Genomic DNA, 26279 nt, shown 5'->3' on the forward strand with positions numbered 1-26279 from the left:
GGACTTATTCACCGACTACTTTCTTAATCTCTTCAATGACCTTGGGGGCCTGGAAAGGTTTTATGATGTAGCCTCTTGCCCCCAGTTTTATGGCTGTTTTTACAATATTCTCCTGACCTATGGCAGTGCACATCACGATTTTAGCATCTTTGTCAGCAGTCTTAATATGTTTTAATGCGTCAATTCCGGTCATTTCCGGCATGACAACATCCATGGTAACAACATCCGGCCTTAGCGTCCTGTACATTTCCACAGCCTGCTTTCCGTTTTCTGCCTCCCCTGCGATATCGAACCCTGCACCGAAAAGAATGTTTTTCAGAAGTTTTCTCATAAAAGCGGTATCATCAACAATCAATACTTTTGCCATATATATCCCCCAAAATTATCTGAAATTATCTTTTAGAAATTTTATCTACCATACTTACCCCATGAGGAGTCAGTTCAATTTCTTTTCTGATTTTTACAACTTTAGCAAGCCCGGAATCTACAAGGCGGTCATAATAACTGTTTAACTCATCCGTTGACATTCCAGCTATGTTTTCAATTGATGCAAAATCCAGCCCGGAATATATCAGAGTGAGAATCTGCATTTCATCTTCGGACAGTTTAATTGCCGGCTTATGCTTTTCGAAAAGCCGCTGAAGGTAGCCTTCAAGCATTTCCAGCGTGCTTTCAGGACAAAGTACCAGGCTTGTTACTACGTTACTTTTTTCAACATGAGAGAGGACAAGAACCTTCCTCTGTTTCCCGCCAACATTTCTAAGGTCAGTCTTAACAGATCCGAGATTCTCAATAGGGATCCTTTTCTGGTTTCGGGCGGATAGAAACCAGAAACCTTCATCTGTTACACTGAAATACCCTTTTTCCCACTGTGCATCCGATGAAACAACGCCCCCAACAGTTGCGGACGAGAGGAAAAACACTGCAAACTTATCTGCTTTGAGATTAAATGCAATGTATTTGAAGACCTGATGGTGGAGGTTTTTAGGAAGCTGAAGGACAATTTTGCTTTCTTTTTTAATCTGGATACAATTAACGCCCTCGATTTCAACATCTTCCAGGTCTTCTATTTCCCGCAGGGAGATGTTCCGTTTTCCAATAACGAGGCTGCTGTCGGTGACTACAAGTTCTACATCCACCCATCCGTCATCATAAATTTTAACAGGAGCTCGGAGGTGGACTTTATCGGTCATCCCCGCATCTCCTTCAGCTCTTCCTCGCTGAATAACTCTTTAAGGTCCATTAATGTGAGAAGCCCATCCTCAAGTTTTCCCACTCCCTTTAAGAACTTAGAATCGTCTCTTAAAGCCAGGAATTTGGGTATTTCTTCAATATTCTGAGAAGACAGGTACTTGACTTCACTTACACTGTCAACCATCATCCCGATAGTTGCATTATTGTATTCAATAACTATAATCCGGGTATTTTCATCGTTCTTCTTGGATTCTTTCCCCAATCTCTTTCTGAGATTGATGATTGTTGCTATCTGGCCCCTGAGGTTCAGCACTCCCTCTACAAAGCCAGGAACATTAGGAATTCTGGTGATTTGAGTTGGCAGGATAATCTCTTTTACCTGAGAAATTTCGACTCCATATCTCTCTTCTCCAAGACTGAAAACAATCACCTGAATCGTATTATCCACATTTACGATCTGACTATGATAACTCATATTATCACCTTAAAGTGGCTTAAAGAAACAGCAAGTTAAAACTTCTGCACCTCATCACCCCTCAATCAAACAGATTCAACATTCAGTATATTTTTGATACCTTGTTTCTGTCAAAACCCTGCGGTTTTCCGGGAGAAGGCTGGACGTTGTTCTTTTCCCCTGACACATCGAAGTTTTCCAGGAGAGTATTGACCGTTTTCTGGGCAAGCCCACTGACATTCTGTACAGACGTGCTCACCTGCTGCATGGCAGCTGTCTGTTCTTCAATTGCAGCAGAGGTTTCTTCACTGCTTGCAGCATTTTCTTCTGCTGTTGAAGCGGTCTCACTTATGCTTTTCTCGATATTCTCAACTCTGCTTAGACCTTCATCCGAGAGCTTATCTAACTCAGCAAGCATGGAGTTTATAGTGGCAACCGCATCGGCGATCTCATGGCTCTTATTCAGGGCCTGTTTGATGTTTTTGCTTCCTGTTTTCGCCTGTCCGTCTGCGGTGTTGATGGCTTCTGTCACCTTTTTGGTCTCTTTCTGGACGTTTGTAACGATCTCATTTATTTCGTCAGTGCTCTTTCTCGAATCTGCTGCAAGTTTCCTGACCTCGTCAGCAACGACAGCAAAACCTCTGCCGTATTCTCCGGCTCGTGCTGCTTCGATAGCTGCATTTAAAGCAAGGAGGTTAGTCTGGTCGGCAATGGACTTGATTTTTCCTGTGACAGCTCCGATGTTATTGACAGCGTCATCAAGGGAGTGGACAATATCTCCGAGTTTGGAAATTTCTTCAACAAACTGTTCCACCCCTTCCAGAGCCACGTTGTTGAGATCCTGGGCTTCGTCACTGATTTTACCAGCCTGGGAGGCATAACTGGAGGATTTTGTAGAAGAGTCACTGAGCTTTTTGAAGATTTCCTGAGAGGCTTTTATATCAGAAGCTGCTGCGCCTGCATGCCTGGAAAGGTTCTCGGAACCGGTTGCAATCTGCTCTGCAGCGGTTGAGATCTGCTGCATTCCCATGTTCATCTGGTTAACGGCTTCTTCGGACTGGCGGGCTTCTTCAAGAGTAGTAAGCATATCCTCAAGGACATTCTCAATAACTGATTTTAGAGTAAAAACAAGCTTATTAAATTCATCAAAAATCCTGCCAAAATCATCGTCTTTAACCTTTTCGAGCTGGACATCAAGGTTGCCTTCACCAATTATTCTGATACCTTCTCCGAGATTCTTCAGGCAGCTGTTAGTATATTCCAGCAAATCCTGGATTTCTTTTTCCTTCTCCTTCATCTCTGTCATATCAGTAATAATAGTAAGATTTGCAACAATTGCTCCAGTATCATCTTTTATCGGCACGGAGGAAGTTACTGTATGCAGTGGTTTATCCTGAGCCTTAAGTTTCAGCGCCCTTCCAAAATTGAAAACTCCTTCTCCGGTTTCCAGGACTGTTTCAGCAATTGATTTTTTGTTACTGCTTTCCATAAGGTCAGCTGGGGACAGGCCGATCGCTTCACTGGCACTTTTGAACTTACACATTTTCACGAAATAGTCATTGATATATTTTATTTTTCCAGAAGCATCTACATAAAGAGCAAGTGATGGCTTGGGTATGCTGCTAACAATTGCCTTCTGAGACTCTTCTCTACGTATTATTTGTTGAGTGACGTCCAGAAACACACCGTCAACATAAGCTAAATTTCCCTTATCATCATTCACCGGATGAGCCTGTTCCTGAATGAATACTGTACTGCCATCTGCTTTTTTAATTCTGTATTCAACCTGATAGGGAGTCCTGTTTTTCGTCGCTTTCTGTACAACCTTGTTGAGTGCAGGAATATCCTCCGGACAAATAAGATCGGACCAGGTCAGTTTCCGGGTAATAAAATCCATTTTGGAGTAACCGGTTAATTGTTCTACACTCTTGCCTATATAGTGTATTGCCCAGGACGATTCATTTGAAATTCTGAAAACAGTTACTGGAAGACTGTCTATTAACAGGCTTATTTCCTTTGCTTTTGAATCAGTATCTTCAAGAATATTTTTTATACTGTTTTTTGGTTTTGTCTTTTTAAAATCAGAAACTATTGAAGACATGCTCAATCAATCCCCTAAGAGTATATATAATAACTATCATTATAATTGTATAAAGTATTTAAATGTATAGGTAATAAAAAGAAACTTTCTGCCAGAAGATATTCCGAAAGAATGGACAGTTAATTTATTAATAAGAGATAATGAAAATTAATAAGAGATAATGAAAATTAATAAGAAATAATGAAAAACAGAATTAATATAAAAATAGAATTAATATAAAAATAGAATTAATATAAAAATAGAATTAATATAAAAATAGAATTAATATAAAAATAGAATTTCAGAATTCGACCCTATTATTAGCATAGGACTTTATAAGTTTTTTTAGATTTGGGGTTAAATCATTTCAGAAGAAAAAAATTAACTGTGATTTTTGGAACGGCAGTAAAATCAATTAAATTAGTATATGCAAAGGTTTTGCAGGTTTTCGAAGAGTTAATAAATTTATATAAATAGAGTGAAAAAATGGGCATACCCTCAATTTCAATGTGAAACTTTATATACATCCAGGTAATCTGTTTCAGAAAAGTATTATTCAGACCTGGGGTTCTTATGACAAAAGTAGAAAAGGTTTTACTATTACTCAAAAACATGGTGTACGAAAGCACCAGCCCGCAGGAAACTCTCAAATTTGCTAAGTATTATAGAAGTAAAGGGCTCGACGTTCTGGTTATTCTGTGGGGACCTATGGGAGTGTTGCTTGCAAAGAAAGATAAAACGAGAGGTTCACCGAAATACGATGCCTCGGTCCAGGAATGCATAGACATGGGAGTAGAGTTCCGGTGCTGTCAGCTCGCCTCAGATATGATCGGACTTAAGAAGGAAGAATTGATCCCGGGAATTGAGTTTATTTGCTCAAAAGAAGTGGCTGAACTTTTTCTAACATACAGTGAAGAAAACCAGCTGATTATAAATTTCTGAATCTGGCGGTTTGTCCGGAGTCAACTTTAAAGGATATTTAAACTTACTTTAAAATCTCTTTTAAAATAATTACTTAAAAGGTATAAGCTTATAATTATTTTTTTAAAGACTTCCTGCAGTATATTATAGAAATACATAAATTAAATAAAAAAATAGTTATTGTCTTCTTGCATCTCTTTTTCAAAAGTCCAGTCCAGGAATAAAGCCCCTGCAGCATCTTGAAAGCGCTCTTGCCAGGATAAAAAATGATATGAAAATGAAGAATTAACTGTTTTAGGCGAGGTAATAACTACTTTAAACGAAGAATTAATGTTTTAAACAAAGAATTAACTGTTTTAAGCGAGGTAATAACTACTTTAAACGAAGAATTACTACTTTAAACAAAGAATTAACTGTTTTAGATGCGGAATTATTGCTTTAAACGGAGAATTGACTGTTTTAGAGTAAGGGATTTACTTTTTTAGAGGAATGAATTATATGTTAATATACGGATATTTAAGATAAAGGGAATCTTATCTAACATAAAGGCTTCATGTTTAAAACGATAATATATTCGAATTTGCATTCCTTATTGCGGCACCACAAGACTTTAATTTTTAGTAGAAAGTAAAAGGATCAGGTGATATCATGTTTACGGAAGCTTATGAACTTACTGAGGAAGAGAAACTTCTTTTACAAAAGGTTCTCGATGGAGATATAGCATTTCGCAAGATTGAAGAATTTGCAGACCCGCTGACAGCCGTAAAGATCCGAAGGCTTGCTATTCAGGAGTATGGAAAACTGGAATTTGAGCATATACAGAATTTCTCACTGGACGTGGAAAGCGTAACAAAGAGAAATATCGAAAACATGATAGGCGCAGTCCAGATCCCTCTGGGAGTTGCCGGGCTTCTGAAAGTAAACGGAGAATATGCAGCAGGAGAATACTATATTCCTCTGGCTACAACGGAAGGAGCACTTGTTGCCAGTGTAAATCGCGGCTGCTCGGTAATCACCAGATCAGGAGGAGCAAATGTAAGAGTTTTTGAAGACGAAATGACAAGAGCTCCGGTCTTCAAGTTTGAGAGTCTTGAAAGAGCCAGAAAGTTTTATGATTGGGTGAAGAGCCCGGAAACTTTCGAACAGATGAAACAGGCTGCTGAAAAAACGACCCGGTTTGGAAAACTGCTTTCAGTAAAGCCCTTTGTGACAGGAACATACATCTATCTCAGGTTTTCCTATGATACAAAAGACGCAATGGGCATGAACATGGTGACCATAGCAACGGATGCTGTAATGCACCTAATAGAAGATGAGTTCGGCGCACACCCTGTTACCCTTTCAGGAAATATGTGTACTGACAAAAAACCTGCGTCCATAAGCGCCATCCTCGGGAGGGGGAAAACCGTAGTTGCTGAAGTGACCATTCCTCAGGAGATAGTCAAAGAGACTCTCAAATGCACGCCTGAATCAATGTTTGAGGTAAATTACAGTAAAAACCTTCTCGGTTCTGCAAGGGCAGGAGCCATGGGGTTCAACGCTCATGCTGCAAACATTATTGCTGCTGTATATCTTGCATGCGGGCAGGATGCTGCTCATGTTGTCGAAGGCAGCACAGCGATTACAAGTATGGAACTTACAAAGTATGAAGAAATCCATTGCTCTGTCACTCTTCCAGCCCTTCCCGTGGGTACGGTGGGAGGAGGGACCGGGCTTGGAACACAGAGAGACTGTCTCAATATCCTTGGTGTAGCAGGAGCAGGAGACACCCCCGGAATAAATTCGCGGAAATTTGCAGAAATCGTTGCCTCTGCAGTGCTCGCAGGAGAAATTTCCCTGATAGGAGCACAGGCAGCCGGACACCTGGCACGCGCTCATGCACAGCTCGGCCGCGGAAAGTTCTGAAGCTGGCAAAGGTGCGGGATAAAACAGGTTCAATCTACTGGTAAAATAAGAAACAGCAATAAAGAAACACAGTACTGTACTGTACCTAATGACGGCTTTCATCCCACATGGCAGGTCGGAGAAATCCGATCTGTCGAGGAAGAGGGCTTTTCTTTCCGGGTAAAAAATAAATTAATTTACATCCAGACTCAATTTTTATATTTATTCAGAAAAATTAAAAAATTGATTGATTTTTTATCTATCAATTACGATTATTCCTTCAACACTTTTTATTATTAATTCTCTATAACTCTTTTTTTCAAATATCTTTCTACTAAACGAATAAAACTTCTACAAAAACACAGAAAAATATTTAAATATTGCAGTCTAATAAACTTCATTCAGTACTTAATTTAAACTAGGGTCTGGGGAATAGTATGAAAATAAGAGTTGTAAGTTCGAGAGATGAAATTCTCTCCTTAAACCCGAACGAAAAGGTGATTCATCTTGCGTTCAGGCCTTCGAATAAAGATATTTTTCTGCTTGTCGAAACATGTCCCAAACTCGAGATAGTCCAGCTTCCAAGCTCATATCAGCGAACTATGTCAAAATCAATGGAGATGTTTTTAGAGATGCAGAAAATACAGCTGATTGAAGGAGACGTCTGGGGTCACAGAAAAGACATCAATGAATACTACACGGTCCCTTCTTCAGTGATGAATAAGATAAGGAATATGAAAGTCGATGGAATCCCCAATGATAAAATTGCAGAGAAAATGAGCAAAGAAAGCAAACTCAACCAGAAAATGATCCTTTATATCCTGAACAAAAAACCTCTTGAGTTATAAAAGAAATTTCCAGGATTTCTCAAATATAGAGATGCCCTGAGGCATCCCTGTTATATACTGTTCAGTTATATATTTTAGCCTGAAAACCCGGGCATCGTTCGGGTTCATGTTTCAGGCTATGTTTTTTTGGCACCATTACTTTTATCCAATTACTTTTATCAGATGTTTTCCTGATATATGCAGATCACTCAAGTTCTCCGCTGAAATATTTGTCGTAGGAAGCCATGTCAAAGTGCCCGTGCCCGCTAAGGTTGAAGAGAATTACCTTTTCTTCTCCTTTCTGCTTAGCTTCAAGGGCTTCATCAATCGCACAGCGTATTGCATGGGAAGATTCAGGTGCAGGCACTATTCCTTCCGTCCTGGCAAACTGGACAGCTGCATCGAAGACCTCTTTCTGGCCATAAGAAACCGCTTCCATGAGCCCTTCGGCACAGAGTTTGCTTATAATGGGAGAGTCGCCGTGATAACGGAGTCCTCCTGCATGGATGGCAGGTGGTATGTGCTTGTGTCCGAGAGTGTACATCTTGAGAAGAGGCGTCATCTCGGCAGTGTCTCCGAAGTCATATCTGTATTCTCCTTTTGTCAGGGAAGGACATGCTGAAGGCTCGACTGCGACCACTCTTGCATTGTGCTTTCCTTCAAGCCTGTCTTTTATGAATTCGAGCCCGATCCCTCCGAGGTTGCTCCCTCCTCCGCAGCACCCTATAACCACATCAGGATACTCTTCGACCTGTTCAAGCTGTTTTTTACATTCAGCTCCTATCACGGTCTGATGGAGAACAACATGGTTCAGCACGCTTCCAAGCGTGTATTTTGTATTATCATGGGCTATTGCGTCCTCTACAGCCTCACTGATTGCAATCCCGAGGCTCCCGGGCGTGTCAGGCTGCTCCTTCAGGATTTTTCTTCCAAACTCCGTATCAGGACTCGGGGAAGGCACGACATTTCCTCCCCAGAGAGTCATAAGGGATTTTCTGTAAGGTTTCTGGTAATAACTTGAACGAACCATATAGACCTTGCATTCGAGGTCAAAGTAGTTGCAGGCAAGAGAAAGTGCACTTCCCCACTGTCCTGCTCCGGTCTCAGTTGTGAGCCTTTCCGTGCCTTCTTTCATATTGTAGTAGGCCTGGGCAATGGAGGTATTTGTCTTGTGGCTGCCTGCGGGGCTGACCCCTTCATACTTATAATATATTTTTGCAGGGGTCTTGAGGTCCTTTTCAAGCTGGTGAGCCCTGAAGAGAGGGCTTGGCCTCCAGAGCCTGTAAACATCGAGTATTTCTGCAGGGATATCGATGTACCTGTCACTGCTCATTTCCTGCCTGATCAGTTCCTTTGCAAAAATAGGCTCAAGAGCCTCAGGGTTTATAGGCTGCCAGGTTCTTGGGTCCAGAGGCGGGTCTATTGGAGATGGCAGGTCGGAAAGGACGTTGTACCATCTCTTCGGCATTTCATTTTCGTCAAGGATAATTTTTGTCTGCTCCATGAAAATCTCCTGCGTAACGTTTCTGTACAAAATCGTACCTTGATGTATTTAAGTGTTATCTGTTTCCCATCTATATCCGATAAACTCCATCATTATACTTTATAAAAATTCAGGAAGTTATTGAAGCTGGAAAGTGCGAGAACAAAAGGGAAAAGAGAAAATGAATAAAAATAAAGATGAATGGAAACAAAAGAGAATAGAAATAAAAAAGAATAAAAATAAAGATGAGAAACAAAAGAGAATAGAAATAAAAAAGAATAAAAATAAAAAGGAAATTAGGAAAAAAGAAAAGATAAAATATAAAAAATAAGACATAATATTAGGAAAAAAGAAAAGATAAAAGATAAAAATAAGATAATAATATTAAAAATTATACAAAATTGAATATATCTGAAAAAATGTTTAAAATAAAGAAAAATTGGGAAGAAAAATTCCTGGATTTAGCTGGCGTTATGCTCAACGGGTGTTATTTTACTCTCCTGGCAAGTTCTACGGCAAGCCTTGCGACCTCTGAAGCGCTTTTGCCAAGCAGCCTGATAATGGGTTCTTTTCCTACTGCTCCTTTATCATAGATTACTTCAGGCATTCCTCCGTATTTTCTAATTGCCTCCGATGTTCCCCATTCCATGGTGCTGGCATCCCCCGGATCTTCAGCCCTGTCAAAGGAAGAGATTCCAGGATTTATTTCTCTGCATGCTTCAAGAATTTCTTCCGAGAATTTCACATTCATGGCAGCCCTCATTTCAGGATTCTCGCGGAGAGCTGCTAAAATAACCCTGGCAACATGCTGGCTGGCTCCGAAATTAACGCATCCGACGGGAATTGCCTTTTCCCTGAACCTGATTATCCCGCCTTCGACAGCAGCTATGTCATTATAAGTCCTGGTACATGGGATTGCCATTCCTATATTACAGCCAACCTCAGGGATTAGTTTTGCAAAATCAGGGCTGTATGTGAGGATTGAAACCGCTTCTTTTACGTCCTGAAGAGCCAGGTACCGCTCTTTTTCTTCAAGTGTATTTGCCAGAGGATTTACAGGTCCCACCCCCTTTCCTACAGGCACGCTCCTCAAAATCGCCTGTTCCACAAACGCCTTTGCTTTTCTGGCAGCGGTTTCCGTGCTGTCACCCCGGGCAAGGCAGGCAGCCATTGATGCAGAATAGGTGCATCCAGACCCATGTGTCCCTCCTTTTACAAAAGTGCCCGGAATGCGTGTAAAGGTGCCGGAAACAGGTTCATAAAGGAGGTCAGTTGCGTCGATATGCCCTCCCGTAACAATAACGGATTCAACCCCAAGGTCTGCAATTTTTCTTGCCGCAAGTTTTGCATCTTCATGGGTCTTGACAGTGACACCTGCAAGTGCGCCCGCCTCTGAGGCGTTTGGAGTTGTAACCTTGCAGAGAGGTAACAGTTCTTTAATAAGGACTGAAAGGGCTTCTTTTTTCAGCAGGTCTCCTCCGGCTTCAGCAGCCATTACAGGGTCGAGCACGAGGGAGAGATTATGTTTTTTTACCTGCTTTGCAACCTCTTTTATTATCTCTGAAGAGGCAAGCATTCCGGTTTTTGCCCACCTAACATCCATGTCGGTGCAGACAGCCTCTATCTGGCTCGCAACGGCTTCAGGAGCAAGATCAAATGTTTCAAGAACCCCTGTGGTATTCTGGGCGGTTACGGAAGTAATGGCGCAGGTCCCATGGACTCCGAATGCTGCAAAAGTCTTGATGTCAGCAGCAATTCCTGCTCCCCCTCCTGAATCAGAACCAGCGATAGTCATCACAACAGGAGTTTTAAACATCGAGTTTTTTTCTGTCATTTTATTCCTCATTTCGATTTTTATTTTTTACGGCTTATTATGCTGGTGTATCTAAATATAAGGCACTTATAAGGCACTTATAAAGCACGTATACGACATTTATACAGCACTTCTCATTTTTTGTCAGAATTACACTCTTACCCCTTCTGCGGGGCTCTTATTTCATTCCGACCATATTTCTGAATTCTCCGGAAATCTATAAGACGAAAGGTACAGGGTTCTTATGAAACTTAATTTTGGAAGTCCCGATTCCGAAAAACCGGGGAACTCAGGGATTTTCGGTATTATGAAAGTTTGTTTTTTATGACGTCTTTTAGAAGAGTTTCTGAAATATTTTTTAGAGAGTTGATAGAAAGTGTTTCAATAATACAGTATTTTTTCCTCAGAAAGAGCATTTTTCTTATATTTTGCCTTCGTTTATATACCTGAATACCAGAATTGAGTCATTTCTTCGATACATTTATATATTGTATTTACGACTTTGATGCAGATAATCGAATACTTAAGCGCGGCGATCAGTTTAAGTCTGGATTAACTATTTATATTGATATAGATAATGACTTGATTTATAATGTTTTAAGGGGATTGTAAGGATGGCAAACCGACCTCTGGATATTTTGAACAACGCACTGGACACACCCGTTATCGTAAGATTGAAAGGCGCACGTGAGTTTAGGGGCGAGCTGAAAGGATACGATATTCACATGAATCTCGTGCTTGACAATGCTGAAGAATTAAGAGAAGGAGAAGTAGTAAGTAAATTCAGCAGTGTCGTTATTCGCGGTGACAACGTCGTATACGTATCTCCGTAATCTATATCAAGCACTTCATCTATTATCGTTAAACTCGGTAAGCAGCAAGACTGTATAGCTGAGATGAATTCAGAAAAACGAAATCGCTTCGAATTATCGAATATTACATGCTAGATTGATTTTTATCAGGAGATTTAGGAATGAGTAAAGGTACGGCATCAATGGGAAAAAGGCAGAAGCGCACTCACGCCAAATGCAGGCGCTGCGGCAGCGTTTCGTTAAACGTGCATACAAAACAGTGTACTTCATGCGGCTTTGGAAAGACATCCCGCATGAGAACTTACAAGTGGCAGGCAAAGTGCAAATACTAAACCTGCCTGCTCAATTTTCTCTATTTTTTACCTGCACCGGAGGTCAAAATTGAAAGAAGAGTGCGGGGTTGCAGGCATAATTTTGCCTGATGACAGACCCGCGTCAAATGCTGTCGCATTCAAGCTTTATTATGCCCTTTATGCCCTTCAGCACAGAGGACAGGAATCGACAGGCATAATGGTGCACAACGGCTCATGTCCGCTTTCCATCAAAGGAATGGGGCTTGTACCTGATGTATATAACAAGGATTCCCTCGGGCGTCTGGTCGGTAATGCAGGAGTTGGGCATGTCCGTTACTCCACAACTGGCGGGTCAAAGATTGAAAACTGTCAGCCTTTTATCCTGAACTTCAAGGGCGGAACAGTTGCCATTGCTCATAATGGGAATCTGGTAAATGCAAGGGAACTGAAGGATGAGCTGGAAAATGAAGGCAGAATTTTTATCAGTGATTCAGATACTGAAGTTATTGGCCATCTGCTTGTAAAAGAACTGATAAAACACGAACCTATCGAGTCTATCAGGACTGTAATGCGCAAGCTTGTTGGCTCTTACTCTCTTGTCATTTTCATTAACGGTGTTATCTACGCCGTAAGGGATCCTTTCGGTTTCAAGCCACTCTGTTTTGGAGAAGTTGACGGCGGATACGGAGTATTCTCCGAGAGCGTAGCCATTGACACCCTGAACGGCACCCTTATAAGGGACGTCAAACCAGGCGAGGTCATGGTCTTTACCGACTCAGGCTTCGAAAGCTACCAGCTCGCAAATGAGCCGCATCCGGCACATTGCGTTTTTGAGTTCATTTACTTTGCAAGGCCAGACTCTGTTATAGACGGCAAGCTTGTCTATAAAGTAAGGGAAAGAATCGGAAGGGAGCTTGCCCGCGAACATCATGTGGACGCAGACATCGTGTCTCCTGTCCCTGACTCCGGAATCACTTCCGCAATCGGCTATGCAAGGGAATCAGGTATAATGTACCTGGAAGGGCTCATGAAGAACCGTTATATCGGGCGCACCTTCATTCTTCCGGGACAGGACCTGCGTGAAACTGCAGTTCGGCTTAAGATGAACGCTATTCAGGACAATATCAAAGGCAAACGTGTTGTCCTGGTAGATGACAGCATTGTCCGCGGGACTACCTCAAGGCGTATCATAGATATGGTCAGGAAGGCAGGCGCGTCAGAAGTCCACGCAAGGGTCGGAAGCCCGGCAATTATTGCCCCCTGCTACCTGGGAATCGATATGGCAACCCGGCAGGAACTTATCGCTTCATACAAGACCATAAAAGAGGTCGAAGGGCTGATAAGTGCTGATTCTCTCGGCTACCTCAGCATCGACGGGCTTATGAGAGCACTTGAGTGCGACAAGAACGACATGTGCATTGGCTGCCTTACAGGAGAATATCCTGTAGAGATTCCGGGAGAGAAATGTAGAAAGAAACAGACCCGTCTGGACGATTTCAGTAAGGCTGAAAGACCCTCTCAGGCAGTATCTCCGGATAGCCTTTAAGGATTTTTTCACATTTCTTAATTTCTTCTTTCTTAATTTTTTATATTTTTATTTTTTATTCCTTAATTTTTTTACTCAATTTTTTTCTGCCCTTATTCAGTTTTTAAAATCGTCAGATTTACCGCCCTGTTCCTTGGCCCGTCCATTTCGGCAAAAAAAATGCTCTGCCAGGTGCCGAGTTCCAGTTCGCCCTTTACAATGGGCAGGGCTTCGCTTGATCCGAGCAATATTGCTTTAAGATGCGAATCAGCGTTATTGTCTATTCTGTCGTGCCTGTATCCTGCCCCCTGAGGTACAAGTCTTTCCAGCATATTCAGGATATCCTCCCGGAGCCCGTTTTCATTTTCATTGACAATTATCCCCGCAGTCGTATGTCTGGTGCTGATAATGCATACACCTTCCCGTACCCCGCTTATCCTTACCTCTTCCTTTACCTCTGAGGTGATATCTATCAACTCTATGCGCCTCGAAGTTTCTATATTAAGATTCAAGTCTTTCCCTCTGAACCGATAATATCTGCTGTATTTCTTTGCCTGAAAACCTTTTTGAGTAAATATTATCTCTTCGCTTCAAATCTTTTTGTCTTTCCAGTCTCTTTTTATTTCATTCTTTTCCGGATCTCCATCATAGTTGAGCTACCGGATCAATAATTCTCATTCTCCTGGAAACAGGTCTGAAATATCCCCCTATAAGGGATTTTAAATTCGCATTGTATCGAAGACTTCGCCAGTTTGTCTGGCGATCTAACCCAAAGAAGAAGTTAAAGGGAAAAGGAGTAGAAGAAGTAAAAATTAAAAAAAGGTTGAAAATTAAATGAACAATATTCATCTGTTTTTTCTTCTTTTTCATGGGAGAGGCCGCTCTCCTGTATTGAGCGGGACAAAAAAGGTTTAGTAAAGAGAAAGCAAAAAATAGTAATATAATTATGTTTTTTTGAAAGAACCGGAAATGATTTCCAGTTCATTCTTTTATCCTCCCCATATGTCCGTTTTTTGGGAGAGTTTTCCTTTGTACCGCCGTTTTTTGTATTTAGTTACTCCAGGGATGGAGATGCTGGTGTCCTGATTTGTTTCTTCAAGGTGTTCTGGCTTAAAGATCTACTTTTCTCGTTTTTAAATATGTTTTTTGAAACCAGACTTGAAGATCTTTTAGGAAATACTGTTTATCTGAACTGTTCTTGAGTACGTTTTTAGTATATACGGCGTTTTTCTTCTGTTTTGGGAGGTGTGTTTTCCAAGAGACTTTTCCAAGAGACTTTTCCAAGAGACTTTTCCCAGCGGTTTTTATTTCATGAGTGCTTATTTGGGATTTCTTCGGAAATTTTACATTATTTATACTTTTAAAGATTGAATATGGCAATTTTGACTTATGCTTTTTCTCTCTACTGACTGGTCAAAGAATATTCGGCGTTTTTCGGTGGAGGAAATTTATCTTTGTCTGTAGAATGTATCCGCCCCCCGAATGTTTTATTAAGCACTTCATGCGGGAGACAGCTGTTCCTGCATTTCAGGTCTCCTCCGACTTTATGCTTCCTGTCTCAAAAAGTCCGAAAATGTTCAGGACTTTAGATTTTGAGGCCGGGACAAACTTACGGTCTTTGAGAAGAAACCCGTGAAGAACTGGTCTCAGAGGCTTTTGCGTAATAATTTCTTTCATTCTGGCTCACCTTTGATTGAACTTTTGTTTTTTGGTTTGCCGGCAGACGGTAACTTATTACCTTCTACATATATATAAATATTTGGTACAAAATTTACGATTTATTAGAATTCTTTCTATAAATATTTGCTCAAAAAAGTTTAAATCCCCTGCTCGAAGGGTTTATGCAGGGGCCCTGTTTTCAGAATCGTACTGAGATAAAGCTTTACCCAGACATAGACCACCCCGGCTCCAATAGCATTGCCTGCAACGATCCCCCACCAGGCACCTACCTGGCCCATATTCAGATTGAAGGCAAAAAAAGCTGCAAAGAGCGGGGTAAATACTATGGTTCTCAGGAGATTTGCGGTAAGCGCGCTGAAGCCTTTTCCAGCCCCCTGGAATAGGGATGTCGAGAGCATTCCGAGAGAAACTGTTGGATAGAAGAGGCAGATTATGCGCAGGAACTGGATAAGATCCGGAGCTATGTGAGCGGCTTCTTCCGTCTGCGTGAAAACGGCTGCAATCTGTGGGGCGAATATAAAAGTAAATGCAGCAACCCCGCCTTCTATAAGGAGTCCGGCTTTCACTGCATAGGTATGTGCTGTTTTTGCTTTTTCAAAGTCTTTCGCCCCGAAGGCGGCTCCGGAAACAGAAACTACTGCAGTTGCTATCCCTACAAGTGGGGCAATTGCAATTGTAGCAACACGCCAGCCTGTGGAGTACACTGCAACTCCGTCAGTACTGCTCACGTTCACAATAATCAGGTTGAGGACGAGCATGGATAACGACATTGAAAGCTGCTGTGCGGAAGCCGGGACTGAAATCCGGAATATGTCGTTTATTATGCTTTTCTCAAAGCTGAAGTCTTTAAAGTCAAAAGAAACGAAAGTGTCCTTTTTGAAAAAGAGCCAGTTCAGCATCATGGCGGAGGAGACCGCAAGAGAAAGCAGTGTGGCCCAGGCTGCACCTGCAATCCCCATTTTAAAGGTGTATATGAAAATGGGGTCAATAACGATATTCAGGGCTGCCCCGAGGACCATTGCGTACATTGCCCGCTTTGAATCCCCTTCGGACCTGAGGATAGAGTTCGCTACGTTAGTAAAAAAGATCACTATGCTCCCGAGAAATATTACCCTCGCATAAGCTACCGCAAGATCGGTTGTTTTCCCTGCTCCTACAAGTGAGAATATATGAGGGGCAAAAACATAGAAAGGTATGGTAAATATGAGAACGAGCAACATCATTATTATAATCGTATGTACAGCTACGTTGTCTGCTCCTGCCTTATCCCGCGCTCCGATTTTTCGGGAGATGGCTGCTCCTCCTCCTATGCCCAGACCGTTGGATAAAGCCATGCTTATGAAATAAAATGGAAATACGAAACCCATTGCAGCAAGTGCGTCTGCTCCAAGCCCCGAGACCCAGAAGGTGTCTATGAGCTGGTAAAGAGTCTGAACGGACATTGCAACAATCATAGGGACTGCGAGTTTGATGATTGCTTTTTTGGGATCGCCCTCAAGAATCCTTACGCCTTTAGTTTCCGGGCTTTCTTCAGATTCAGAAAAATTTGAATCTGCTGCTGTTTTAAGCTCCATTTACTGTCTTCCTTTCAATATGTCTTTTTACCTTTTCTCCTGAGCTGTATTTTTTCAAGGGTCCGGGAAGACATACCGAAATTAACAGCATTTATTCTTCATCCCGTAACCCGCAGAATTAAGTTCCTCTAGTGTTTCATTAAGTGAGAAAAGGAATTCGTCTCTTAACCTTTCTAACAGCTGTTCCGGATCAATGCTTCTGAAATATGCCGGAGTACCTTCTATGACTTCTATGTATTTCTTCTTTGACATTCTATTCAGAGTAGAATAAATCTTCGTTCTCGGAACGTGAGTGAATTCATGAATTTCCCTTGCTGTTGCCTCTCCCTGTCTCAGGAGTCCTATATAGATTTTTGCCTCGTTTTCGGTAAATCCAAGTTTCTGAAGTTTGCCTGTTAGCTCAGTTTGCATTGAAGACCTCAAATCAGTGTTTAGAAGCCGTTTTTCCTTATCAGATGCTCTCGTCCAGCTTTTTTAATGTGTCCAGAATTGTTTTCAGGCCTTCCTGATAAGCTGCAATCTCTTCTTCAGTTAACCTGCTTAAAACTTCTGAATTATTTTTTTCAAGCTCTTCTATAAGCCAGTTCCTGTAATCCTCTCCTTTTTCAGTAAGAGAAACCAGGATCTTTCTCCGGTCTGACGGGTCTCCTCTCCTGTAGACAAGCTCCTCTTTCTCCAGAGCATCTATCATGCTGGTCAGGCTTCCTTTCTGAAGGTCAAGGCATCTTCCCAGAGTTGTGGGCATTATTTCACTAACCGCACCTATAATCAGGATTGCCTTATTCTGATTTTTATTAAGGTTATAGGAACCGCTGCCTGTTTTATGAAAAGCTCTGGCAAAATTCTTATGAAAAAGATGAATCATGTCAAATTGAAGCTTTACCGTCTCTTTTATTCGTTCTTCTTTCATCGGTATCACAATGAGGCACTTTTTTCAGTCCTGACCCGGATAATAAAACCATATTAAAATCCGTCAGAGGTCTTTTTGCGAGGCGTTTATGATCCAGTCAGTCTTCTTTTGCGAGGCGTTCAGTGTTCAATCTGACTGGTTTTGACAGGTTTTATTGGATTTGACAGGTCTGGTCTGTTTTTATCATCCGGATCTGACCGTCTTTAATCGTACTATTCTCTTTTCTTATTGTTTGATTCCAAACGAAAATAGGGTAAGGTTTATTTATATTTTATGATTTTATATTGTGATATGGACTCCTTTCTGAGTTCAGGAAGGAAAGTTAACATTTTTAAAAAAAAGCAAAGAAAAAAGAATTGAAGTAAAGAATAAATGAAATTCATACTGGCAACTTAATACTGTGCATTTAGATACCCGGTAAGATTTGTATCCTTCTTTTCACTCCATGTGGCAGTCAAAGTAAGGCTCAGAGTAAAGCCTGTTTTGTATTTGAAAGGAATCTGCTGGCCTTTCGTAACCCCCTGCCGGTCGAAAATAATGTTATTGCCATCTTTTGCGACGAAGTGCCAGTTGCCTTCATCGGGGCCTGTAATTGTGGCATAACCGGAAATAGTTACCCAGAAACTTGTTGTTGAATAATTATAGCTGCCGCTACCGTTAACGATAGGCATTGAAAAGTTTTGATCAATAGAGCCTCCAAGACCGTCTTTTGACAACTGCTCTAATTTTTTAATTTGCACTTCATTTATTCCAGTTTTCTCCATAAATATTCTATTTAAGTCCGTTTGAACCATAACCGTCATTATTTTGCCTCTTTCTTTGTTTATCGAGATATAAATCCTATTTTTCAATTTTTACTGTTAAATAGAATCCATCCTTTCTTTTTACTCCAGGAAGTCCATTTTAACAGTCACATTATGTATTTATTTAGACTTTCCAGTATATAACATCTGACCACACTATAAAATTAATTTTATTGTTGAGAGAGGAGAAAAATTCCGGAAAAAAAGCACAAATAAGAAAGTAAAAAAGTTGTATGATGCTGAGCAGGATTATATGGGATTGAGCGGATAGACTGCACGTGAAGTAATGGGAGGACTCTGAGTTTTCAACACTTCTCTCCCTCTCCTTCTACCTTTATCATGCGCCTCAAATAAACCTGCGCCCACGCAAAGGTGACCAGCGACCCAACAACTGTTCCTATAACAAGCCCCCACCAGACTCCGGACAACCCCCAGCCGAATGTAAAGGCAAAAAGCAGGGCAAATACCGGCGTCAGTATCAAACTTCTAAGGAGTGTGGCAATAAGTGCGCTTGTACCCTTTCCCGCACCCTGAAAAAGAGAGGCTGAGAGCATTCCGAAAGCAACAGCCGGATAAAATACGGTCATAATTTTAAGCAGCCTTGTCAGTTCAGGGGCTATCTGGGCAGTATTTTCTGCCTGCGTAAAGGCGCCAGCAATATACGGAGCGAAGATATATACCGCAACTGCGACTGCTGCTTCTACCAGAAAACCTGTCCTTGTTGCATAAAGAAGAGCGCTTCTTGCTTTTTTATAACTCCTTTCCCCGAAAGCTGCTCCCGAAATCGAGACCACGGAGATTGAAATCCCTATTAGAGGGGAAACCGCAATGCTTGTAATCCTCCAGGCTGTAGCGTAAACAGCAACCCCGTCAGTATTGCTGACATTCACTATAATATAATTCATTATCAGAGCAGTAAGGGCAAGAGCAACCTGTTCTATTGAAGAAGGTATGGCTACCCTGAAAATGTCTTTTGTAATATCCCGGTTGAATTTGAAGGAACGGAAAGCGAATGATATATAGGTATTTTTTTTGATAAAAAACCAGTAAAACATAAGCAGTCCGGAACAGGAGAAGGAGAATACTGTAGCAAGGGCTGCTCCTGCAACTCCCAGATCCAGCACATATATAAAAATCGGGTCAAGGACGACGTTCAGGAGAGATCCAAGGACCATCGACTGCATAGCTCTCTTTGAATCTCCTTCACTCCTGAGTATGGAGTTTGCGACATTTGTAAAGAAGAACACAAAACTGCCTGCAAAAAGTACCCTTGCGTACGCAACTCCGAGTGGAGTAGTTTCTCCTGCCCCGCTGAATACGAATAAGTCTCTCACAAGAGAAAGCCCTATCCCTGTGAGGACAACTGTCAGTACCAGCATAATTACAAATGTATGTACTGCAACATTGTCCGCTCCGGCTTTATCCCTGGCCCCTATCCTGCGGGAAATTGCAGCACCGCCACCGACTCCAAGCCCGCCTGTAAGAGCCATCTGGATTACAAAAAAAGGGAATGCAAAACCTACGGCAGCCATGGCATCCGCACCAAGGCCTGCGACCCAGAAGGTATCGGTGAGGCTGTAAATGGTCTGTACACCCATTGCAACTATAATAGGAATGGAGAGCTTGATTACAGCTTTTTCGGGGTCCCCAAGGAGGATATCCACGCCTTCTGTAACTTTATGAGGGGATTTCGTTTCCGTTTTTCTTTCTTGATCCCTGTTTTCCTTTGAGTCTTCCTCCCCCTGCCCCTTTTGTTCTACTGCTTCCCTGCTCATTTTCCACACCGTTTTTGGACTATCATATTTTCATTCTAACAAAAGTTTTTGCCCTATTCTTCTTTAGTCTCTCAGCCTTTAACATTTTCTCATATGTAATGAAAAACTTTTCGTAACTGCTCAGAGTATAGTTAACGGCGCTCCTATGAGCGCCGCACGAATACCCTCTAAAACAGGTAAACCGTTCTTTTTTCCTGTAGAAATGTACGCCCTAATTCTGCAGAAAGCTTGCGCTCCCATTGCTTTTCTGAAAGTTCCCGATATTTTCTGCTGTAGTTTCATCATCCTGATATCTCTTTCTGCCTGATTATTATCAAATGGAACTTTCAAATCTGTCAGGAATCTCAGAATCTTTTCTTTGTGTTCTATAAACCTATCCAGCAGATTCCTTGATTTTGTTTTTGGATTTTTACCGCGTTTTCCCTGTTTTTCAGGATTTAGAGAATGCGGATTTTCTTCAAGCGCTCTAATGATAATTGCATCAAACCTTTCTTCCAATGCTTTAATTTGCTCAAAATCAGGTTCTCTTAATTGCTCTTTACACTCATCAGTGTATTTCTTCATCTCAGTGAGCAGTTCATTCATCTCTTTAGCCCATGTCTGTTTATAGTTCTCTTCAATTCCTGTAAGTTCTCTCTGTAAATGAGCGTTACACAGAGCATGATCACAATCATAAACGTTGTAAGGTTTCCATCCATCATGAACTGCTACTCCCTTAAACTTCGGAAGAATTCCCATAGCATCTATTGCTTCTGCTCCTCTTTTTGTATGAGCAAAATAACATGTGTATTTTTCATTAGAAGCTACATGAAGCCAGTGTCTTTTTCCTTCAATCTTCATACCAGTTTCATCAAAATTGATTACAGGCGAGGCTAATAACTTCTCTCTAATAACGTTTTCAAATTCCTCTAAATTCTGGAAACATTCTCTTTCTGCTCTAATTATCGTAGCAGGACAGATTTTTATTCCCATAATGTCTTCAAATAACTCAGAAATTCTATCATAAGGAACAAACTGGTAATTTTTACAGTAAATAGCTGAAGCTAAAATATTAGGGCCATACTGAACCGGATATTTCACTGATTCGGGAAAAACGGCTTTATTCAACTTTCCACAACAAGGACAGGTTTTAATCTGACTTTTATGTTCTGTAACAATTAGATTTACGGGAGGAATGTCAAAGACCTGTCTTCTCTCATAAGCTTCAACTTCAACATTCTCAAGGGTAGATCCGCATTCTTTGCAGCAGGTCAAAGAATGTTCTATTACCTACTCAGGATGATCAACCATATCAAGAGTCGTGCCTGGATGACCTTCCTGACCTCCAGGTTTCTTCCCGCTTGGTTTACGCAGACTCTTGGGATTAGGTTTCTCTTTGACAAAATAATCAGTAGAAGGAGGTCGACTGCTGTTACGACTGTTTTGATTTAAACGAGATTCTAAGGCTACAAGTCTTTCAGTGAGTTCTTTAACTTGAGATTCTAAACTCTCAATGTAAGCTACAATAATTTCAGGATTTGAAGCACAGTAAGAAAGAATCTCATCACGTTTCATAAAGCTAAAAAGGAATCATTTTATATCCAATTTTTCCTCGGAACGAGGAAAAATGTGTAGCCTCGTTAAGGCTACCTGAATAGTTACAACTTTTCATTTGTTTTTCTCGTGCAGTGCCAGAAAGTGCGATCTGAGGATATAATCTTAGAATAATCAGGCAATAGGATCTGAAAATAGGATCTAAAAATAGGATCCAGAAATATGATGGCAGTGTGCCAATTTTCCTAAAATTATGAATTTTTAAAGGTTTTAGAGTCAAGAGAACTCGAGATCATTAGTTTAAGGAATGGTAAAAATATAATTTCTAATATTTACTCTAGGAATGACTTCACAGCCATTGCTGAAGACGATATCGAGAACAAAAATAATGAGATTATATCTTCTTTATTCCTTAGTTTCACTTGCAGCATACGAAAATTGAACCTCGAATTTATGACAAATTCGCGATTAAAGAGCCAACTGCGGAACTCCTATGGTATTTTTGATCTGATCGGTTAATTATTCCCGGACAACATGAATGACATTTTACATGTTTTTCTGTACTGTCATCATCAGTCATAGCTGGAGACGTAAACATGATATAAAGAAGCTATTTTTGCCGCAGGTTCTGGCAGTAAATTTATTAAATAAGGAAGAAATGGAGAAAAACTTACCCAATCCGACGATTAATATAAAATTCATTCTATTTGGAGAATTAGTTGGAGAATGTATGATGAATAATGATGGAATGTGCTGATTATCCCTAATAAGATATATACTTGAACCAATTACATTATACAATTATTAAAATCCAGATTTTGGGCTCCTGCTTTTTTGTACCAATTCATTCTACAATTCGGCATGTTTGTTTGCTGAATACGTATAAAATATCAATATCCAGCAAATAACTTCCATTTGTGGGTACTGTTTTAAATGAGGGTTTTAATAAAAATTATAGTGTTTCAATGAAAAAACTTTGACTTTCAGGTTTATGAATTTAATGAATTACAGAATGTGGAGGGATGTAACTGAATAAACGAACTATGTTTTATTTTGCTGCGGTCCTTATGGCATTTCTCATGATCATTCCGGGAATTGCCGCCGCAGAGACCTGTCCAGATGGATATAAAAATGTGAGTGTTTGTAAAGCTGAAAAGATGGTCGAAAAAGAAGACGTATTTCTTCTGGATGTGCGTACTCCTGCTGAATTTAATAAAACACATATTGAGGGCGCGATACTTATTCCTGTGAAAAATGTACCTGCACAGGACCCTGTAGAATTATCCTCTGATGAACTGCTGGAAGTGAGAATAAATGAAGTGCCAGCCGATGAAAAAATACTTGTTTACTGCAAGAGTGGTGCCAGAAGTGCCGCTGCATGCAGTTTACTTGTCAGCAACGGATACAGGAAAGTCTATAATATGAGAGGAGGCATTGACTGCTGGTTAGCCAGAGGGTGTACTGTAGATGTAAACGCCGATAAAGCTGATGAACTGCTCGGTACAGGGGAGTTCTTCCTTCTGGATGTGCGCACTCCGGCTGAATTTAATGCAGGGTATATTGAGGGGGCAATATTGATTCCACTGAAAAATGTTCCAAAGGAAGACCCGGTTGAATTACCCCCGGAAAAGCTCTTAGCTCAATGCCTCTGTGAAATTCCGGAAAATAAGCCTATTCTGGTTTATTGCAAGAGTGGGACAAGAAGCGATGCTGCAAGAGATTTACTGGTAGATTCAGGTTACAGGCATGTCTATAATTTGGAAGGCGGCATCCTCACCTGGAAAGCTGAGGGATACCCTACAGTTTGTCCAGCTATTTGAGATTAAAAAACTCTTCAATTTTTTCCTTTTTTATATTTTTATAATCCTTTTCCTAATCCTTTTCCTTTTTACTTTTTAAAGATTATTTTATCCGAAGTATAAAGTTTCATTTACCGATTTTTGAATAGTTTCACTTTCTCATTCGCTCCATTTTTGTAATACTTAAATTGATTTTCATATGAGAAAATATTTATATCTTTAAATTCAATATTATTTGGTATTACATAAATTAAAAATAGTAATACGAATTGAATCAGTAATACGGGGAAAAAAGGGTCGATTAACAGGGGTGTCTTAATGGAGCAGGAAACTCAGACAGCAGGAGCAAAAAAGGCTTCCTCCAGGGAAAAAGCCGGTTCGCAAGCATACAGCATACGGGAAAAAATGTCCTCTTCAGCTTCACCTTTCCCGTATCTTGCCCCTGCGTTTGCTCCAGTTTCGTTTCCTGCTCCCGAATACCTGTTTTATTCTCCGACGCTTCTTCAGCTCGACCTTAATATCTACCGGGAGCCTGTAATAAAATCCCTCATTAAAAAGCATAGCGAAGACCTTTACAGGCTTATAAAAAAGACACATTTTGACGGAAAATATTATCAGGTAAAAAGCGTGCGTTCAGGGGGATGGGAATACTGCTGGGAACTGGCAGTCAGAGTAGAGTTTTTCGGAAAGCTTCAGGGTCTGGCTTTCGAACCTGAAAGGGTCATTTCCAGAAAAAGGAAGAAAATAACCTTCAGGTACCTCATCCTGGTAAATCCCCATGAACTGTGGGACGAAGAACTGGTAGAAAGGTTGTGGAACATTCAGGAGAGGATCGAGTTTCTGACGGCAAAAATCCTCTTTCACGAATGCATCCATGTCTTTATTTCACTGGAAAAAACCCTGCCATCAGGTCTTGGGCAGACGGATATTTCTCTCGAGTTCAGGGAAGTGCTTGAGTTTGCAAATTCCGGAAAACTCTGCCCTGAAAGTTATGGGGTCAAGCTTCACATCCAGAATCTGTCTGCTCTTTCCCCAGCTTTTTCCGAAAGCTCTGCAGGAAAGCCGGGCATTGTTTCCGAAATCTATGAGTTCCTGATCCATGAAAAATACAGCATCAAAAAAACCGATCAGGCTTTCGGTTTTTCCTGGAGCAACCGGAAAATTTCACGCAACTATGCCCGGATGGCTGCCCTTAAAATGGCTCCGTATTCGGATTCTAATAAAAAAGACTGGGAGAAGGAAGTTTTCAGGCTGAGCAGGGATGTGGAGGAACTGTATGACAGAATTGACAGCACTTACGTTTTCTTATTATAAGGCAGCACTTACGTTTTCTTATTATAAGTTACTCCTTTTAATGCACATCTTCCCTCCGTCTTCCGAAAAAGCCTTCAGATTTTCTTTTTCTCTCGCATATGCAGCCTTATATATTCAATCTTCTTCCCGGAGGCTCTCGAAAGCAGCCCGCCAGATAGGAAAGGAAACATGGCAATAAAAATCGTCCCGCCACTGAAAGGCTTTATTTAAAAGGAGCTACCTGAACAGATAACGGATTTCAGGAACAATACCTTATACTCAAACAAATCAAGGTGCCTTTTTCAAAATTTTTCCTTTAGCTCACCTGGCAGGTAAATGGCTTCCATGTCAGTCTCTGTATTTTTCAGCAAAATGAGCAACCACTCGTGAGAAGTTCTATGCTGAAAAGTAACCGGAAAAGGATTGGTAGAAAGAGGGTAACAAAATAAATTTAGAATAAAGGTAAAAGAAAAACCATGATAATTTTGTATGTTTACGCTCGCTATCACATTAAAAAATAAGGGAAATTAGTTCCCCTTAAGATGGAAATTAATTTCCCTTAAGATATGCGAGAATCATTTCAAGTATGTGTATAATCTCACTTCTTGTTATGCCACTTTTTTCTTCTGTATCATTATCCGGAGATGTTGATGTAAGAGTACTATTTACAGTTATTGTTTTGCTAGTAATTGCAAATGTAGAATATTCTGATACTTTAGCTGTAAAGTACACATACGTTGAATCCTGCCCTGTTATTGTAATTGGCACTTTTACCCATTTACCGCTATCATACATGTTCAGGACAATGGAGGATTCATCAATCCCATTTGCTTTAAGCCATGTCTTTTCAACTTTAAAATCAACAGCTGCATTTTCAATGTTATTTACATTATCACTGTCGATCCATATATTAAATGACTTGTAGACATCACCTGATGGTTTCTCAACCAGGCCTGTATCATCTTTCAGATCTTCGATAACAACTTTTGCCTTGCCTGAATCCTTTGTTGATTCAAAATATATATTGTTGACAACTGAATTGTCATTTTTAACGTCAACAGTTACCGTCTGGCTATTATCCATGTTTATCTGTGTTGTTTCTATATACTGGATATTAGTCTGCGACGAATCAGTTATGACTATGTTATCATCTGAAGATACAACATTCCCGTCGTATACATTAGAATTGTTAGCTGTGATAATATCGTCATCTGTGTTTACGGATGTTATAATATCATCATCAGAATACACATAGTCATCGTCAGAATTGTAAATATCGTTATCTGTTGATATTACCGTAGTATCAATTACAACAGAATCATCTGCAACGATATTGTCTTCTTTTTTAATTGAATTTTCATTGGTGTCATCAGAAACATCAACAACAGTAGTCTCATCTTCAATAGTCGAATTATCTCCTGATGAAATTGCCTTCGCCCCTGCAGTAGCGCACGGGAGTACAGCCCCAAAAATAAGGACTGAAACTAATAGTATTGACAGATATTTTTTCATCCTCTATACCTCTTCCAGGGGATTACCTGTAGAATTATTTTCCCAAATATATTTTTCAAAATTTTGTCTGTTGGTCTCACCAGGAACTATTTTTCTCCAATAAGTACGTCCTGG

General features: G+C 40.6%; 23 protein-coding genes and 1 pseudogene. 9 read left to right on the forward strand and 15 right to left on the reverse strand.

Features of this window, described 5'->3' with window-relative positions; translation table 11 throughout:
- Nucleotides 1-4 precede the first annotated feature (4 nt).
- The 4 genes from M886_RS16355 to M886_RS16370 all read right to left on the reverse strand — a co-directional run bounded on the left by M886_RS16355 (nucleotide 5) and on the right by M886_RS16370 (nucleotide 3749).
- Nucleotides 5-367, reverse strand: coding sequence for a response regulator (locus M886_RS16355; RefSeq protein WP_048036920.1), 363 nt, complete (start codon nucleotides 365-367; stop codon nucleotides 5-7).
- A gap of 25 nt (nucleotides 368-392) precedes the next feature.
- Nucleotides 393-1193: a CheF family chemotaxis protein gene (locus tag M886_RS16360; RefSeq protein ID WP_015411025.1), complete on the reverse strand. Its 801-nt coding sequence runs from the start codon at nucleotides 1191-1193 to the stop codon at nucleotides 393-395.
- Nucleotides 1190-1669 (reverse strand): chemotaxis protein CheW, encoded by a 480-nt coding sequence (locus M886_RS16365; protein ID WP_011032286.1) that lies wholly within the window; start codon nucleotides 1667-1669, stop codon nucleotides 1190-1192. The genes M886_RS16360 and M886_RS16365 overlap by 4 nt, the downstream gene beginning before the upstream one ends.
- An 82-nt stretch (nucleotides 1670-1751) precedes the next feature.
- Nucleotides 1752-3749 carry a methyl-accepting chemotaxis protein gene (locus M886_RS16370; protein ID WP_048036917.1) on the reverse strand — a complete coding sequence of 666 codons (1998 nt, stop codon included), beginning with the start codon at nucleotides 3747-3749 and terminating at the stop codon, nucleotides 1752-1754.
- Nucleotides 3750-4301: 552 nt separating this feature from the next.
- On the opposite strand from M886_RS16370, the gene M886_RS16375 reads away from it, so the two are divergent.
- From M886_RS16375 to M886_RS16385, 3 genes are all read left to right on the forward strand, one after another.
- The gene (locus tag M886_RS16375; RefSeq protein ID WP_011032288.1) at nucleotides 4302-4670 is read left to right on the forward strand and encodes a DsrE family protein; all 369 of its coding nucleotides are present in this window, start codon (nucleotides 4302-4304) and stop codon (nucleotides 4668-4670) included.
- A 627-nt stretch (nucleotides 4671-5297) separates the two neighbouring features.
- Nucleotides 5298-6554 (forward strand): hydroxymethylglutaryl-CoA reductase (NADPH), encoded by a 1257-nt coding sequence (gene hmgA / locus M886_RS16380; protein WP_011032289.1) that lies wholly within the window; start codon nucleotides 5298-5300, stop codon nucleotides 6552-6554.
- A 416-nt stretch (nucleotides 6555-6970) separates the two neighbouring features.
- Entirely contained in the window at nucleotides 6971-7381 is a 411-nt protein-coding gene (locus M886_RS16385) for a DUF1699 family protein (RefSeq protein WP_011032290.1), read from the forward strand.
- Nucleotides 7382-7565: 184 nt separating this feature from the next.
- Here the strand turns inward: M886_RS16385 and M886_RS16390 are convergent, their stop codons facing one another.
- Nucleotides 7566-8864 carry a TrpB-like pyridoxal phosphate-dependent enzyme gene (locus M886_RS16390; RefSeq protein WP_011032291.1) on the reverse strand — a complete coding sequence of 433 codons (1299 nt, stop codon included), beginning with the start codon at nucleotides 8862-8864 and terminating at the stop codon, nucleotides 7566-7568.
- A 160-nt stretch (nucleotides 8865-9024) separates the two neighbouring features.
- Here M886_RS16390 and M886_RS18765 point away from each other — a divergent pair, with 160 nt between their 5' ends.
- Nucleotides 9025-9174: a hypothetical protein gene (locus M886_RS18765; protein WP_155402909.1), complete on the forward strand. Its 150-nt coding sequence runs from the start codon at nucleotides 9025-9027 to the stop codon at nucleotides 9172-9174.
- Between the two features lie 156 nt (nucleotides 9175-9330).
- On the opposite strand, the gene thiD is transcribed toward M886_RS18765, so the two are convergent.
- Nucleotides 9331-10677 (reverse strand): bifunctional hydroxymethylpyrimidine kinase/phosphomethylpyrimidine kinase, encoded by a 1347-nt coding sequence (thiD, locus tag M886_RS16395; RefSeq protein WP_048039710.1) that lies wholly within the window; start codon nucleotides 10675-10677, stop codon nucleotides 9331-9333.
- Nucleotides 10678-11270: 593 nt separating this feature from the next.
- On the opposite strand from thiD, the gene M886_RS16400 reads away from it, so the two are divergent.
- From M886_RS16400 to purF, 3 genes are all read left to right on the forward strand, one after another.
- The gene (locus tag M886_RS16400; RefSeq protein WP_011032293.1) at nucleotides 11271-11489 is read left to right on the forward strand and encodes an LSm family protein; all 219 of its coding nucleotides are present in this window, start codon (nucleotides 11271-11273) and stop codon (nucleotides 11487-11489) included.
- Nucleotides 11490-11629: 140 nt separating this feature from the next.
- Nucleotides 11630-11800, forward strand: a complete 171-nt coding sequence (locus M886_RS18125) for a 50S ribosomal protein L37e (RefSeq protein ID WP_011032294.1) — start codon at nucleotides 11630-11632, stop codon at nucleotides 11798-11800.
- Nucleotides 11801-11849: 49 nt separating this feature from the next.
- Nucleotides 11850-13307 (forward strand): amidophosphoribosyltransferase, encoded by a 1458-nt coding sequence (gene purF / locus M886_RS16405; RefSeq protein ID WP_048036590.1) that lies wholly within the window; start codon nucleotides 11850-11852, stop codon nucleotides 13305-13307.
- A 92-nt stretch (nucleotides 13308-13399) separates the two neighbouring features.
- On the opposite strand, the gene M886_RS16410 is transcribed toward purF, so the two are convergent.
- The 8 genes and pseudogenes from M886_RS16410 to M886_RS16450 all read right to left on the reverse strand — a co-directional run bounded on the left by M886_RS16410 (nucleotide 13400) and on the right by M886_RS16450 (nucleotide 21582).
- Entirely contained in the window at nucleotides 13400-13798 is a 399-nt protein-coding gene (locus tag M886_RS16410; RefSeq protein ID WP_011032296.1) for a secondary thiamine-phosphate synthase enzyme YjbQ, read from the reverse strand.
- Between the two features lie 1015 nt (nucleotides 13799-14813).
- Nucleotides 14814-14963: a hypothetical protein gene (locus M886_RS18770; protein ID WP_015411033.1), complete on the reverse strand. Its 150-nt coding sequence runs from the start codon at nucleotides 14961-14963 to the stop codon at nucleotides 14814-14816.
- Nucleotides 14964-15103: 140 nt separating this feature from the next.
- On the reverse strand, nucleotides 15104-16540 hold the full coding sequence (locus tag M886_RS16425; RefSeq protein ID WP_048051520.1) for an MATE family efflux transporter: 1437 nt from the start codon (nucleotides 16538-16540) through the stop codon (nucleotides 15104-15106).
- Between the two features lie 81 nt (nucleotides 16541-16621).
- A complete protein-coding gene (locus M886_RS16430) occupies nucleotides 16622-16951 on the reverse strand; it encodes a TrmB family transcriptional regulator (RefSeq protein WP_015411034.1) in 330 nt (109 codons plus the stop codon).
- 40 nt (nucleotides 16952-16991) lie between these two features.
- On the reverse strand, nucleotides 16992-17450 hold the full coding sequence (locus M886_RS16435; RefSeq protein ID WP_048051521.1) for a MarR family winged helix-turn-helix transcriptional regulator: 459 nt from the start codon (nucleotides 17448-17450) through the stop codon (nucleotides 16992-16994).
- A gap of 392 nt (nucleotides 17451-17842) precedes the next feature.
- On the reverse strand, nucleotides 17843-18166 hold the full coding sequence (locus M886_RS16440; protein WP_235203996.1) for a hypothetical protein: 324 nt from the start codon (nucleotides 18164-18166) through the stop codon (nucleotides 17843-17845).
- Between the two features lie 392 nt (nucleotides 18167-18558).
- Nucleotides 18559-20028: an MATE family efflux transporter gene (locus M886_RS16445; protein ID WP_048051522.1), complete on the reverse strand. Its 1470-nt coding sequence runs from the start codon at nucleotides 20026-20028 to the stop codon at nucleotides 18559-18561.
- Between the two features lie 120 nt (nucleotides 20029-20148).
- A pseudogene (locus tag M886_RS16450) lies at nucleotides 20149-21582 on the reverse strand (IS66-like element ISMma14 family transposase).
- A 1022-nt stretch (nucleotides 21583-22604) separates the two neighbouring features.
- Here M886_RS16450 and M886_RS16465 point away from each other — a divergent pair.
- Both M886_RS16465 and M886_RS16470 read left to right on the forward strand, forming a co-directional pair.
- Nucleotides 22605-23381, forward strand: a complete 777-nt coding sequence (locus M886_RS16465) for a rhodanese-like domain-containing protein (RefSeq protein WP_048051524.1) — start codon at nucleotides 22605-22607, stop codon at nucleotides 23379-23381.
- 297 nt (nucleotides 23382-23678) lie between these two features.
- The gene (locus tag M886_RS16470; RefSeq protein ID WP_048051525.1) at nucleotides 23679-24674 is read left to right on the forward strand and encodes a hypothetical protein; all 996 of its coding nucleotides are present in this window, start codon (nucleotides 23679-23681) and stop codon (nucleotides 24672-24674) included.
- Between the two features lie 528 nt (nucleotides 24675-25202).
- Here M886_RS16470 and M886_RS16480 read toward each other — a convergent pair.
- The gene (locus M886_RS16480; RefSeq protein ID WP_048051527.1) at nucleotides 25203-26165 is read right to left on the reverse strand and encodes a PGF-pre-PGF domain-containing protein; all 963 of its coding nucleotides are present in this window, start codon (nucleotides 26163-26165) and stop codon (nucleotides 25203-25205) included.
- Nucleotides 26166-26279 lie beyond the last annotated feature (114 nt).

This window comes from Methanosarcina soligelidi (assembly GCF_000744315.1).
In the GTDB taxonomy this organism is placed as follows: Archaea; Halobacteriota; Methanosarcinia; order Methanosarcinales; family Methanosarcinaceae; genus Methanosarcina; species Methanosarcina mazei.